10 protein-coding genes and 1 pseudogene are annotated in these 13879 nt (G+C 70.2%); 2 read left to right on the top strand and 9 right to left on the bottom strand.

Annotation, left to right across the window (positions count from 1 at the left end):
* Nucleotides 1-44: 44 nt before the first annotated feature.
* The 5 genes from ftsH to dacB form a co-directional block, all read right to left on the bottom strand.
* Nucleotides 45-2090 (bottom strand): ATP-dependent zinc metalloprotease FtsH, encoded by a 2046-nt coding sequence (ftsH, locus tag ACZ6BG_RS35380; protein ID WP_468482973.1) that lies wholly within the window; start codon nt 2088-2090, stop codon nt 45-47.
* Between the two features lie 163 nt (nt 2091-2253).
* Complete coding sequence (hpt, locus tag ACZ6BG_RS35375) at nt 2254-2793, bottom strand: hypoxanthine phosphoribosyltransferase (protein WP_030361055.1); 540 nt, start codon at nt 2791-2793, stop codon at nt 2254-2256.
* 65 nt (nt 2794-2858) lie between these two features.
* A complete protein-coding gene (gene tilS / locus ACZ6BG_RS35370) occupies nt 2859-3953 on the bottom strand; it encodes a tRNA lysidine(34) synthetase TilS (RefSeq protein WP_469009375.1) in 1095 nt (364 codons plus the stop codon).
* A 176-nt stretch (nt 3954-4129) separates the two neighbouring features.
* Nucleotides 4130-5257 carry a zinc-dependent metalloprotease gene (locus ACZ6BG_RS35365; protein WP_469009374.1) on the bottom strand — a complete coding sequence of 376 codons (1128 nt, stop codon included), beginning with the start codon at nt 5255-5257 and terminating at the stop codon, nt 4130-4132.
* Between the two features lie 119 nt (nt 5258-5376).
* Entirely contained in the window at nt 5377-6900 is a 1524-nt protein-coding gene (gene dacB, locus ACZ6BG_RS35360) for a D-alanyl-D-alanine carboxypeptidase/D-alanyl-D-alanine endopeptidase (RefSeq protein ID WP_469009371.1), read from the bottom strand.
* An 85-nt stretch (nt 6901-6985) separates the two neighbouring features.
* Here dacB and ACZ6BG_RS35355 point away from each other — a divergent pair, with 85 nt between their 5' ends.
* Together ACZ6BG_RS35355 and ACZ6BG_RS35350 are read left to right on the top strand one after the other, a co-directional pair.
* A complete protein-coding gene (locus ACZ6BG_RS35355; protein ID WP_030361059.1) occupies nt 6986-7477 on the top strand; it encodes an inorganic diphosphatase in 492 nt (163 codons plus the stop codon).
* Nucleotides 7478-7675: 198 nt separating this feature from the next.
* A complete protein-coding gene (locus ACZ6BG_RS35350) occupies nt 7676-9370 on the top strand; it encodes a threonine/serine exporter family protein (protein ID WP_469009363.1) in 1695 nt (564 codons plus the stop codon).
* A gap of 32 nt (nt 9371-9402) precedes the next feature.
* Here the strand turns inward: ACZ6BG_RS35350 and ACZ6BG_RS35345 are convergent, their stop codons facing one another.
* The 4 genes and pseudogenes from ACZ6BG_RS35345 to ACZ6BG_RS35330 form a co-directional block, all read right to left on the bottom strand.
* Nucleotides 9403-10620, bottom strand: a complete 1218-nt coding sequence (locus tag ACZ6BG_RS35345; RefSeq protein WP_469009361.1) for a DedA family protein — start codon at nt 10618-10620, stop codon at nt 9403-9405.
* Nucleotides 10621-10861: 241 nt separating this feature from the next.
* Nucleotides 10862-11482: pseudogene (locus ACZ6BG_RS35340) on the bottom strand (MerR family transcriptional regulator); the annotation flags it as partial.
* A gap of 171 nt (nt 11483-11653) precedes the next feature.
* Nucleotides 11654-12208 carry a GNAT family N-acetyltransferase gene (locus ACZ6BG_RS35335; RefSeq protein WP_469009359.1) on the bottom strand — a complete coding sequence of 185 codons (555 nt, stop codon included), beginning with the start codon at nt 12206-12208 and terminating at the stop codon, nt 11654-11656.
* A gap of 11 nt (nt 12209-12219) precedes the next feature.
* Nucleotides 12220-13479, bottom strand: coding sequence for a hypothetical protein (locus ACZ6BG_RS35330; RefSeq protein ID WP_469009358.1), 1260 nt, complete (start codon nt 13477-13479; stop codon nt 12220-12222).
* Between the last annotated feature and the right edge of the window lie 400 nt (nt 13480-13879).

The following is a 13879-nucleotide window of genomic DNA, read 5'->3' as shown; positions in this document are numbered from 1 at the left end:
GCATCCATTCCGGGCCTGGTGGAGCGCCCGGGACGGGATGTTGCTCAGCTCTCGGGGCGGTCCTCAGGGGCCACCTCGAGGGACTGGGTGTCGCTCGTGCCGGTCGCACCGGTCGCTCCGGCGGTCACCGCGGGGGTGGCACCGTTCGCGCCGTTCGTCAGCGACAGTTCCTTCGGCGAGAGCACCGGCGGGCGTGTCGACGGCGTACGCCGGGTGGAGCCCGTCCAGGCCGGACGGGCCGGGCGCTTGACGATCGGGGCGAAGATCTCCGCGATCTCCTCCTTGCCGAGCGTCTCCCGCTCCAGGAGCTGGAGGACCAGGTTGTCGAGAACGTCGCGGTTCTCGACGAGGATCTCCCAGGCCTCGTTGTGCGCGGTCTCGATGAGCTTCTTGACCTCTTCGTCGACCAGCGCCGCGACCTCTTCCGAGTAGTCCCGCTGGTGCGCCATCTCGCGCCCGAGGAACGGCTCGGTGTTGTCGCCGCCGAACTTGATCGCGCCCAGACGCTCGGTCATGCCGTACTGCGTGACCATCGCGCGAGCGGTGGCCGTGGCCTTCTCGATGTCGTTGGCGGCACCGGTGGTCGGGTCGTGGAAGACCAGTTCCTCGGCCGCGCGCCCGCCCAGCATGTACGCCAGCTGGTCGAGCATTTCGTTGCGCGTGGTCGAGTACTTGTCCTCGTCCGGCAGGACCATGGTGTAGCCGAGGGCGCGGCCGCGCGACAGGATCGTGATCTTGTGGACCGGGTCCGAGTTCGGAGACGCCGCCGCGACCAGGGCGTGTCCGCCCTCGTGGTACGCGGTGATCTTCTTCTCCTTGTCGGACATGATCCGGGTCCGCTTCTGCGGGCCCGCCACGACGCGGTCGATGGCCTCGTCCAGCATGTGGTTGTCGATCAGCTTCTGGTTGCTGCGCGCGGTGAGCAGCGCGGCCTCGTTCAGCACGTTCGACAGGTCGGCGCCCGTGAAGCCCGGCGTACGACGGGCGACCGCGCCCAGGTCGACGTCCGGGGCGACCGGCTTGCCCTTCTGGTGAACCTTGAGGATCTCCAGACGGCCCTGCATGTCCGGGCGGTCGACGGCGATCTGCCGGTCGAAGCGGCCGGGGCGCAGGAGCGCCGGGTCGAGGATGTCCGGGCGGTTCGTGGCGGCGATCAGGATGACGCCGCCCTTCACGTCGAAGCCGTCCATCTCGACCAGCAGCTGGTTGAGCGTCTGCTCGCGCTCGTCGTGGCCACCGCCGAGACCGGCACCGCGGTGTCGGCCGACGGCGTCGATCTCGTCGACGAAGACGATCGCCGGGGCGTTCGCCTTGGCCTGCTCGAAGAGGTCACGCACTCGGGAGGCACCGACACCGACGAACATCTCGACGAAGTCGGAACCCGAGATCGAGTAGAACGGGACGCCCGCCTCGCCCGCGACGGCGCGCGCGAGCAGCGTCTTGCCCGTACCGGGCGGGCCGTACAGCAGCACGCCCTTGGGGATCTTGGCGCCGACGGCCTGGAACTTCGCCGGCTCCTGGAGGAACTCCTTGATCTCGTGGAGTTCCTCGACGGCCTCGTCGGAACCCGCGACGTCGGCGAACGTCGTCTTCGGGGTGTCCTTGGTGATGAGCTTCGCCTTGGACTTGCCGAAGTTCATGACTCGGCTGCCGCCGCCCTGCATCTGATTCATCAGGAACAGGAACACGACGACGATGAGGACGAACGGGAGAAGGGACAGCAGGATGCCGACGAAGGGGTTCTGCTTCGACGGGGAGACGGTGTAACCGTCCGGGATCTGCTTGTCCTCGTATTTGGCCTGCAGCGTCTTGGCGAGCTCGACGCCCTGGTCGCCGATGTAGCTCGCCTGGATCTTGCTGCTGCCCTTGACCTTCTGGCCGTCCTTGAGCTCCACCTTGATGGTGTGATCGTCACCGGTGGTGAGCTTGGCCGACTCGACCTTGTTGTCGGCGATGGCCTGCACGACCTGGCCGGTGTCCACCGTCTTATAGCCACCGGACGAACCGACGACCTGCATCAACACGACCACGGCAAGGACGGCCAGCACAATCCACATGACTGGCCCACGGAAGTATCGCTTCACGTCCATCCACACGGAGCGATGCCGCTCCGTACCTCCTGCCATAGTGAGTTTGATAAAGACTGTTCTTCGGACGGTACCCCAGCATTGTCACCCGAAGCCGCACGGGACGGCTGGCAAACCCGTCTTCGCATGCTCCAACGGCGGGACGCGGCTGAGGGTTCCCGGGAAGTCAGCCGCCGTACACGTGCGGAGCCAACGTTCCGACGAACGGGAGGTTGCGGTACTTCTCGGCGTAGTCGAGGCCGTAACCGACGACGAACTCGTTCGGGATGTCGAAGCCGACCCACTCCACGTCGATCGCGACCTTCGCGGCCTCCGGCTTGCGCAGCAGCGTGCACACCTTCAGCGAGGCGGGCTCGCGCGAGCCGAGGTTGGAGAGCAGCCAGGACAGCGTCAGGCCGGAGTCGATGATGTCCTCGACGATCAGGACGTGCTTGCCCTTGATGTCGGTGTCCAGGTCCTTGAGGATGCGGACCACGCCGGAGGACTGCGTACCGGCGCCGTAGGAGGACACCGCCATCCAGTCCATCGTGAGCGGCGTGGACAGCGCGCGCGCCAGGTCCGCCATGACCATCACGGCGCCCTTGAGCACGCCGACGATCAGCAGGTCCTTGCCCGCGTACTCCGCGTCGATCTTCGCGGCCAGCTCGGCCAGCTTCGCGTCGATCTCTTCCTTGGTGATGAGCACCGACTGAAGGTCGGTGCCCATGTCGTTCGCGTCCACCCGTATCACTTTCGGTCGTCCCACCGGCCGGTCGGGAAAACGCTCCCCAGTCAGCCTTGCCGGATGACCAGTCTGCCACCCTGCCGCTGTGCGACGACTTTGCCCGGGAGATTGATGGCTCCCTGGCCGCGCCAGCCGGTGATCAGCCGGTCCACCTCTTCGATGTGCCGGGCGAACAGCGCGCCGGCCGGGGCGCCCGCCTCGATGGCCGCGCGGCGCACGATGCGGCGGCGCACCGCGGGCGGCAGGGCGAAGAGCTTCGCGCACTCCAGGAGGCCCCCGGCGTCCCGCACGGACGACTCGGCCTGGGCGGCCCAGGTGTCGAGGGCGTCCGCGTCGTCGCGGGAGAGCTGCGCGGTGCGCGCGAGGGCTTCCACGACGCCCTTGCCGAGCGCCTTCTCCAGGGCGGGCAGGCCTTCGTGCCGCAGCCGGGAGCGGGTGTAGGCCGGGTCTGCGTTGTGCGGGTCGTCCCAGACCGGCAGGGACTGCACCATGCAGGCCTTGCGGGCGGTCTGGCGGTCCAGGTGCAGGAACGGCCTGCGATAGCGGCCACCGGCCCCGGAGACCGCGGCCATGCCCGACAGGGAGCGGATGCCCGAGCCGCGGGCGAGGCCGAGCAGAACCGTCTCCGCCTGGTCGTCGCGGGTGTGGCCGAGCAGGACGGCGGCGGCTCCGTGGCGCTCGGCGGCGTCGTCGAGGGCCGCGTACCTCGCGTCGCGGGCGGCGGCCTCGGGTCCCACCCGTCGCCCACCCCCCGTGTACGAGGCGCCATGCGCCGCCCTGTCTGATTCGCGGCCGACGTGCACCACCAGGGACTCGACGGGGTCGAGGCCGAGCGCGGTCATGCGGGTGACGACCTCGGCGGCGCGCAGGTCGGAGCCGGGCTGCAGGCCGTGGTCGACGGTCACCGCGCCGGCTCGGATGCCGAGCTTGGGGGCTTCGAAGGCCAGTGCGGAGGCGAGCGCCATGGAGTCGGCGCCGCCGGAGCACGCCACGAGCACGAGCGGCGGGGGCGGCTCGTGCGGGAGGTGGGGGGCGGCGGGATGCGGGGTGAGGGTGCGCCGGGTGGCTACGTCGGTCAGTACGTCGTGAAGTACGCGGCGGACCGCCAGGCGTATCGCCGCGACCGCAGGATGGGGACCCATTCCGGTTGGTTCCCTTCATGAAGTTCGGGGGGTGAGCCTCGGTTCAGTCACTCAGAGTGTGTCGATGGTGACAGAACCGAGCCGTTACCCGAGCATTGCACGCCTACCCATGGCTCACGGTCCCTCGGACGGGTGATTGCGGGGGCGTTCTCCTGCCGTCGGCCGCGTCTGTTCGCTCAGTCTGCCTTACGGTGCACCCGCGCGACCCAGTCCGCCGGTTTGGCGATCTCCGCCTTGGTGGGAAGCGTGTTCGGAGAAGTCCACACGCGGTTGAAGCCGTCCATGCCGACCTCCTCCACGACCGCCCGCACGAACCGCTCGCCGTCGCGGTACTGCCGCAGCTTGGCGTCGAGACCGAGGAGCTTGCGCAGCGCCTGGTCCAGGCGGCTCGCGCCGCGCTGGCGGCGCTCCTTGAACTTCTCCCTGATCTCGGTCACGGACGGTACGACGTCGGGGCCGACGCCGTCCATCACGTAGTCCGCGTGCCCTTCGAGCAGGGACATCACGGCGGTCAGGCGGGCCAGGATCTCGCGCTGGGCCGGGGTCTGGACGAGCTCCACGAAGGTGCGGCCGCTGTCGCCGTCGTCGTCCGCGCCGTCCGTGCGGCCGCCCGCCAGGCTCTGCGCGGCCTCGCGGACGCGTTCGAGGACGGTCATCGGGTCGACCTCGGTCTCGCCGAGGAACGACTGGATCTCACCCTCCAGGTGGTCGCGCAGCCACGGCACCGACGAGAACTGGGTGCGGTGCGTCTCCTCGTGCAGGCACACCCAGAGCCTGAAGTCGTGCGGGTTCACGTCCAGTTCGCGCTCCACGTGGACGATGTTCGGTGCCACGAGCAGGAGGCGGCCGCCGCCGTTCCCGGCCGCGGGGAGTTCGCGGGTCGCCGGGGCGAAGGTCTCGTACTGGCCGAGGACGCGTGACGCCAGGAAGGACAGGAGCATGCCCAGCTCCACGCCCGTCACCTTGCCTCCGACCGCGCCGAGGACCGCGCCGCCCGGGCCGCTGCCCCTGCGGTCCTTCATCTTCTCCAGGAGCGGCTTGAGCAGTTCCCTGAAGCCCGCCACGTTCGCGCGGACCCAGCCCGCGCGGTCCACGACCAGGACCGGGGTGTCGTGGGTGTCCTCCGTGCCCATCCTCGTGAACGAACGGACGTGCGCCTCCGAGGACTTGGCGTGCTTGCGGAGCTCCGCGACGACCGCGCGGGCCTCGTCCCGGCTCACCTCCGGGCCCGGCCGCACGAGCCGGGTCGCGGTCGCCACCGCGAGATTCCAGTCGACCATCTCCGCACCACCGAGGCTCGTCATGCGTCAACGGTACGTGGTTGGCTGCGCCCGCGTACGGGGTTGGGGGCGCCGTTGTCCGTCCGTCCGGCCGGGTCGGGCTGGGGCGCCCCCCGGGCGGACCAGCCGCCCAGGGGGCGGGGCTAGTCGCCCCGGCCCGCCAGCGCCGACGCCATCGCGTCCAGCGCCGACTGGGCCCCCTGGGGATCCGTCGTCCCCGTCGTCATGAAGGCGAAGGCCAGGAGGCGGCCGTCGGGGTCCACCACCGTGCCCGCGAGGCTGTTGACGCCGGTGAGGGTGCCGGTTTTGGCGCGGACCACGCCGGTGCCCGCGGAGGCGTCGGGGTAGCGGTTGACGAGGGTGCCGGTGAAGCCGGCGACGGGCAGGCCCGTCACCACGGAGCGCAGTTCGGGTCGGCCGGGTCCGGCCGCGTGCTTGAGGAGCGCGGCGAGGAGCCTCGCGGAGAGCCGGTCGTCGCGGTCGAGGCCGCTGCCGTCGGCGAACCTCGCGCCGTCGAGGGGCAGTCCGAGCTTGTCCAGCCGCGCCCGTACCGCCCGGGACGCCCCCTTGAAGCTGGCGGGCTCGCCTCCGGCCACCGCGGTCTCGCGGGCGAGGGCCTCGGCGATGTCGTTGTCGCTGTGCGTCAGCATCCGCTCGACGAGGGCGGACATCGGCTGCGACCGGGTCCGGGCCAGCTCGGCGGCCTCCTCGGGGGCCCTGCCGGACTTCGGGTCGGCCTTGAGGCCGATGCCGCGCTCGCGCAGCAGGTTGGCGAAGTTGTGCGCCGCGTCCCGCGCGGGCTCGGCGGTGCGCGCGGCGGGCCCCGAGGAGGAGTCGTCGAGGCGGCCCTCGTCGGCCATCAGGGCGCTGACGGGGGCGATGTTCTCGTTCGGGCCGATGGGGTGCTGGGGCGGCCCGGAGTAGCGGGAGGTGTCGTACGACAGGGAGACGTCCTGGTCGGCGCCGCGCTTCTTGAGGGCCTTCGCCGTGTCGTCGGCGAGTTCGCGCAGGCTGGCGGACTCGTCGACGTACCGGCCCTCGCCGCGGGCGGTCAGGGTCGGGTCGCCGCCGCCGACGAGGACGACGTCGCGGGAGTCCCGGGAGTCGCGGCCGATGACCGTCTTCGTGGTGAGGCGGTGGTCGGGGCCGAGGGCCGAGAGCGCCGCGACCGCCGTGGCGATCTTCGTGGTCGACGCGGGCGTGAGGCCCCGGCCCGAGCCCTTGCCGTACAGGCGCTCACCCGTGGCCACGTCCACGACCACCCCGGACCGCTCGGGGCCGAGCTTCTTGTCGTCCATGAGGGGGCGCAGGACGTCCGCGAGCCGCCTGCCGCCGGTCTCCGGCGCCTTACGGGCGGAGCGGCCGAGTCCGGCGAGTACGGAGGGTGCGCTCGGGGCCGCGTTCGGGGCCCCGCCACCGGCGCCACCGGCGTGATCTGCGCCACCCCCGGCTTCCCGGGAAGCCGCCAGGTCCCGCTCGGCCGTACGCTGGCCGGAGGAGTCCCAGGGGCCGGCCGCGGCGATCGCCACGGCCGCGACGACAAGGCCGACGGCGGCCGATGCCGCCGTGAGCTGCCAGGTCCTGAGTTTCGCGGGAGGCTTGACGGCAAGCCGCCTCAGAAGCTGCAGCAGCTTTTCAGGCTGCTGCCAAGGCTTGCGCTCGTCCACGACGACCTGCCCCTTTCGCGATCACACATCTGCGTGAGGGACACTTAACCACCCGAAGTATGTGCTGATCATGGAGGAGCCACCCGTGGAGTTCGACGTCACCATCGAGATTCCGAAGGGTTCGCGGAACAAGTACGAGGTCGACCACGAGACCGGCCGCATCCGCCTGGACCGTCGACTCTTCACGTCCACCAGCTACCCGGCGGACTACGGCTTCGTCGAGAACACCCTCGGCGAGGACGGCGACCCGCTGGACGCACTGGTCATTCTTGACGAGCCGACCTTCCCGGGCTGCCTCATCAAGTGCCGCGCGATCGGCATGTTCCGGATGACGGACGAGGCCGGCGGCGACGACAAGCTGCTCTGCGTCCCCGCGTCGGACCCGCGCGTGGAGCACCTGCGCGACATCCACCACGTCTCCGAGTTCGACCGCCTGGAGATCCAGCACTTCTTCGAGGTCTACAAGGACCTGGAGCCCGGCAAGTCCGTCGAGGGCGCCGACTGGGTCGGCCGCACCGACGCCGAGGCCGAGATCGAGGCCTCCTACAAGCGCTTCGAGGCCCACGGCGGCCACTGAGCCCTTTTTGCGCCTGAACCGGCGCCGCTCCCGCAGACCTGGTGCTCGCCATCGTGGTTTCGCAATCGATGGTTGCTGTTCGCGGGTGGTGACATCGACGGGCCGCGTGACCCTGAAGGGGGCACGCGGCCCGTTCGCGTGCGGCGACAGATACGTGCGCATACTCGCGTGCCTCGTGCGCATACTGACGTACGTAGGGTGCGCACGACACGTACGTACACAGGAACGAGGCATCACCCCGTGGCAGAGGTGGAGGAGGACCGCAAGCCGCAGTCGGACGAGGCGCACAGCGCCTTCGCCCCCGTCGGCGGTGTCGACCAGGCGACCGCGCCGGAGGAGGACCACCCGTCGTCGGAGTTCACGATCCCGACGGGTCTGCGGATCCCGCAGCTGCCCGAGGACAAGGAGTCCTCGGCGTTCACGCCACCTCCTTCGTACGACGCCCAGCACCCGCCCGCCTTCACCCCGCCCGGCGGGATCCCCGTGGTCCGGCTGGTCAAGGAGGCACCCTGGCAGGACCGGATGCGCACGATCCTGCGCACGCCGGTGGCCGAGCGCCCGGCGCCGGAGCCGACGCAGCGGCACGAGGACGACGAGGGGCGCGCCGTGCCGCGCGTCCTGGACCTCACCCTGCGCATCGGGGAACTGCTGCTCGCGGGCGGTGAGGGCGCGGAGGACGTGGAGGCGGCGATGTTCGCCGTCACGCACTCCTACGGCCTGGACCGCTGCGAGCCGAACGTCACGTTCACGCTGATCGCGATCTCGTACCAGCCCTCCCTTGTGGACGACCCGGTGACGGCGTCGCGCACGGTACGCCGCCGGGGCACCGACTACACGCGTCTGTCGGCCGTCTACCGGCTCGTGGACGACATCAGCTCCGAAGACGTCGACATCTCCCTGGAGGAGGCCTACCGGCGCCTCGCGGAGCTCCGCCGCAACCGGCACCCCTATCCGGGCTGGGCGCTGACGGCCGCGGCCGGGCTGCTCGCCGGTTCGGCGTCCGTACTGGTCGGCGGTGACGTCCTGGTGTTCGTGGCGGCCGCGCTCGGCGCGATGCTGGGCGACCGGCTCGCGTGGCTGTGCGCGGGGCGCGGGCTGCCGGAGTTCTACCAGTTCGTGGTCGCGGCGATGCCCCCGGCCGCGATGGGCGTGGCGATCAGCCTGCTCGACCTGCCGGACGTGAAGGCGTCCGCGGTGATCACCGGTGGTCTGTTCGCGCTGATCCCCGGGCGAGCGCTCGTCGCGGGCGTACAGGACGGCCTGACCGGCTACTACATCACCGCCGCCGCCCGCCTCCTTGAGGTCGGGTATCTGATCGTCGGGATCGTCTGCGGCGTCCTCATGGTGCTCTATCTGGGCGTGACGCTGGACGCGGGCCTCAACCCGGAGACGTCGATCCACTCCTCCGACCGGCCGTGGATCCAGATCCTCGCGTCCATGTCGCTGAGCCTGGCCTTCGCCATCCTGCTTCAGCAGGAACGTTCCACCGTGCTCCTGGTGACGCTGAACGGCGGGGTGGCCTGGATCGTGTTCGGTGCCCTCGCCCGCACCGGGGGCATCTCGCCGGTGGCGGCGACGGCGGTCGCGGCCGGGCTCGTGGGCCTGTTCGGCCAACTCCTGTCGCGCTACCGGTTCGCGTCCGCGCTGCCGTACGTGACGGCGGCGATCGGGCCGCTCCTGCCCGGTAGCGCCACGTACTTCGGGCTTCTTGAGATCGCCCGGAACAACCTCAACCCGGGGCTCGCCTCGCTCTCCAAGGCGGCGGCCCTGGCCCTCGCCATCGCGATCGGCGTGAACCTGGGCGGCGAGCTGTCCCGGCTGTTCCTCAAGGCGCCGCGGGTGGCCGGCGGCCAGAAGGGCCGCCGCGCGGCCAAGCGGACGCGCGGCTTCTAGGGCTTCTTCTCGTACGTTCCGGCCGGGGCGATCTAATACCTGTTCCGGCCCTGCTGGTCGGGCTCTTCGGGGTACGGGGGCTGCTGGCGGCCCAGGTACTGGGTCTGGTGGTCCGGGTACGGGGGCTGCTGAGGCTGCTGACCGTCGTACTGCTGGGCGGCGGGGTCGTACGGGGCTTGGTACTGCTGGCCGTCCGCGGGGTTGCCGTACTGGCCGCCGCCCTGCTGGCCCTCGTACTGATTGCCGTACTGGTTGCCGTACTGGGCCTGGTACTGCTGGTGCTGGGCGTGCTGGTCCGCGTATCCCTGCTGCTGGTGCTGGTCGCCGTACTGCGGCTGCTGGGGCTGGTACTGGTGCTGCTCCGGGTGGCCGCCGGGGTATCCCGGCTGCTGCGGCTGCTGGCGGCCCAGGAACTGGGTCTGCTGGTCGCCGTACTGCGGCTGCCGCGCCTGGTAGTGCTGGCCGTCCGCGCCGCCGTACTGGCCGCCGCCCTGCCGGCCCGGGTACTGGCCCTGCGGGGGGTACGGGGACTGCTGGGCCTGGTGCGCCCCCTGCTGGCCGCCCCCCGAGCGGTCGTCGAAGTCGTCGTGGCCGTCGCGCTCGGCCACCGGGGCCTGCGCGGCCTCCTTCTTGCCCTTGGAGCGGGCCCGCAGGAACTCGATGATGATCGGGACCACCGAGATGAGGACGATCAGGATCAGGATCGCCTCGATGTTCTTGTGGACGAACTCGTGCTTGCCGAGCCAGGCGCCGAGCAGCGTGACGCCCGCGCCCCACAGGACGCCGCCGATGACGTTGAACGTGATGAACGAGCGGTACCGCATGCCGCTGACGCCCGCGATGATCGGCGTGAACGTCCGCACGATCGGCACGAAGCGGGCCAGGACCAGGGACTTCGGGCCGTGCTTCTCGAAGAACTCGTGCGCCTTGACCACGTTCTCCTGCTTGAAGAGCTTGGAGTCCGGGCGGTTGAACAGCGACGGGCCGACCTTCTTGCCGAAGAGATAGCCCGCCTGGTCGCCGAGGATCGCGGCGACGACGATCAGGATGCAGGCCAGCCACAGCGGGGTGTCCAGCTTGTTCGTCGTGATCAGCAGACCCGTGGTGAACAGGAGCGAGTCGCCGGGCAGGAAGAAGCCGATGAGCAGGCCCGACTCGGCGAAGACGATCAGGAGCAGGCCCCAGAGCCCGAACTGGTTCAGCAGGTAGTCCGGATCCAGCCAGCTTGGTCCGAGCGCAAGCGTCGTCACGGTTCCGGGCTCCTGTGGGTGTGAGGGGGTGCGGCGGTGGGGCTCTGCGGGCGGGCCGTGCGGTGTGATGGCATCGGTCGCCGCCCAAAGTTACCAACGCGAGGTGACGCGGGCAGGTTCCACCGGTTCCCCTCAGGTTCCCTCGGGAGCCGGGCGACGCGCCAGCCACCCTGAGGCCAAGCTCGCGCCCCCGGGGACCACGGGACGCCCGGGACGTCCCCCGGCCCCCGGGGAGGCGCGGTCACTCGCCCCCGGCGCCCGCGCGGGCGGCGTTCGCGTGGATCGCGTCACGCATGTACACCGCGAGGCCCGGCCGGATGGCCTCGTACGTGGCCGTGAAGCGGGCGTCGGACACGTACATGTCGCCGAGGCAGCCGTGCAGTTCGTGCGCGCAGTCGTAGTAGCTGGAGCAGATGAAGCGGCGGTGCTCCTCCGCCACGTCCATCGCCGTCGCGGAGCCCGCGGGCTCTCCGGCGGCCAGCAGGTCACCCATGCGCGCGTGGATCGCGTCCAGCTCCTCGGTCAGCCGCTTCCAGTCCTCCTTGGTGTACGCGGCGGTGCGGCGCTGCGACTCGGCGTACGCCTCGGTGTCGCCCCAGCGGCGCTCCACCTCCTCCGCGTGCTCGTCGGGATCGAAGTCTCCGAAGACCTCGAACTTCTCCTCGGGCGTGAGATCGATGCCCATGCGTCTCGCCTCCATGGCGGTCTCCACGGCCGCGACCATCCGCTGCAACTTGGTGATCCGGGCGGACAGCAGGTCGTGCTGGCGGCGCAGGTGCGCGCGCGGGTCCGCGTCCGGATCGTCGAGCAGGGTCGCGACCTGGTCGAGGGGGAAGCCGAGCTCCCGGTAGAACAGGAACCGTCCGCTTGATCGTCTGACCTGCGGTCTTGCCCCGGAAGGGCCCGTGAGCTGCGAAAACTACCTTCAGTAGTTGCCGCCGTTTTCCGGGCCCTTTCTGGTCCTTGTGCCCTGCGTGTGCCCTCGGGCACAGGGCAGCGGGACGTCTTGGCGCCGCAGGCACGCCCCACCGGCTCAGCGCAGATCGAGAAGCATCACGTCGTGGAGGTCCGCACCTGCCCAGGGGCGCGCCTCGCCGACCTTCTCGTACCCCCAAGCCCGGTACGCGCCCACCGCCGCCGCGCTGTCCGGGTGGACGTTGAGCAGCACCCGCTCGACCTCGGAACCGTTGAGTACCGCCTCGTGCAGGCGGTGAGCGATGCCGCGCCCGCGCCACGGTGCACGTACGGCGATCTCCATGAGTCCGAAGGTGCGGTGCCCGTCCTCACGCCGCATGTCGTCGTGCACGGGTGTGGTGAGTTGGTTCCACCATCGTGTCTTGGCGCTGAGCGGGTAGCCATAGGCGATACCGACTGGCTCGCCGTCGCGCGTGCGGGCGAGGGCTCCCCGGAAGGCGCTCTTGCGGGTCTGCGAGCGGAAGCGACGAAACGCGTCCGTGACCTCGTCCTCTTCCTCGCTGTACGGCGGTTCAGCGAACGCCTCGGCGTAGACGATCCGAAAGGCCGACTCGGCCTGTGCTGCCTGCGGGCCGTCCATGCTCTCTACGTCGATGGCCTCTTGCTGAGTCATGTGGTGCTCCCTCATACGACTCCACGTAGGCGTGCCACGCAGTCCCGAGCCGTTCCGCTGTCGATACGGGCTGCGGACTGCTGGAACTCCCGCATCTTGCCCGCGAGGCGCGGCGAAGAGACGCCCCCAGAAGCGTCTAGAGCGGTGTTCATCTCCGCGCACGCCTCGTCGGCTTCCCCGGCAGCGAGGAGCACGCCTGCGAGCTTGACGCGGTACGAGACGCTGTTGCGGACCAGACCGCCACCGATCCCCCGTACGGCGGCGCGCATGAACGGCACGGCACGCTTTGGCTGGCCCGCTCGTACATACATGTCGGCCGTGGCGTAGTCGACCTCAAAAGGACCGACGAACTGTGCCCAGTTCGGCACTGCACCATCGGAGTCCACGCGGCCCTGGAAGGTGACCGCGCGGCTAAGGGCGCGGCGCGCCCCGGACAGGTCTCCGGTGTGGGTGGCGACGTTGGCATCGCGTAGCGCGATGACCAAGTGCACGGTCGGCCCTGCCCCCGCGTGGCTTGCGAGCCGGTAGGCGGTCTCTACAGCGCTCGCCGCCTCCCAGGCGCGGTCGGCCTTGACCGCGAGTAGTACCAGGGTCTCCAGTACTGAGACCTGAAGCAGCGGATTGCCGACGAGCTGCGCAGCGGCGAGAGCTTCCATGCAGGCCGCGCGCCCTTCATCGATGCGCCCACCGTCATACGAGTACCAGGCTCTGTGCCCGTGCAACTCCGCGATCATCGTCTGTAGCTCACGGCCAACGCGCGAGGTGTACGACGCCGAGCGAAGTGCCCCCGTGATCTCGCCCTCAAGACGGCGAGCCTGTTCCATGGCCGGGACGCTGCCCTCTGTGTGATCCGTCCGATAGAGGCTGTCCAACCGCGTGCGCAGGCGACCCAAGTCGGCCGTACCAACGTGCGGTCCCGAGCGGGCAGGGAGGAGGGCAGACGCAGCGAGGGCGCCCGTGTCGGCGACGAACGTTCGACGCTTCACGTCTCCAGCGTCGCCGAGCGGCGCCGCAATCGCCACGCGATGCGCGGGGACGTCGAACCCCATCTCGGCAAGAGGTACGCCGAACACCGCTTCTAGCACCACCTGTTGGGCCGGATGAGGCAACGGCGGCGGGCATTCCCTTTCCCACCGTCGCACCTGCCGCACGCTCGCTGAGGCGTCGACACCAAGGCGCACGGCTTCCTTCAAGAACACGGCCACGAAGGACTCTTGGGTGTATCCCGCAGCGCGCCGCAGCGCCACGAGAGTGCCCGTTCCCGCTGCCATGGGCGTCCCTTCGCGACTGCGGATTGTTCTCTCACCGTAGTGACTTGGCCGTCGAGGCGAGAGTGAAACGTCCGCCTAAACGTCCGGTCGCTCGATGCCCGCCCCCTGGGATCAGGCAGTGCACTGGTGGGTGCGCTTCTTCGGCAAGCCGAAGAGCACCGCGAAGACAGACCCCCGCGACCGCGCGAACGGCCCGGGGGCATGGCCACCAGCCGTATGGAGGTTGACGACATGAGCCACGGTATCGCCCGGCTCCTGCTGCGACTGCTACCGCTCTTGCTGCCCGCGTCGGGCCGTCATCGGTCGCGCGGCAGAGGCGCAGCCATGCCGCCCGAGGACACGCCGACGGCGCGCCTGCTACGCGTGCCCATGCTGCGCGGGGAGGACATCAGACTTGTGC

The organism is Streptomyces sp. NPDC041205 (genome assembly GCF_055591765.1).
The sequence above is the reverse complement of the archived record's forward strand: the minus strand, read 5'-3'. Positions and strand labels throughout refer to the sequence as shown.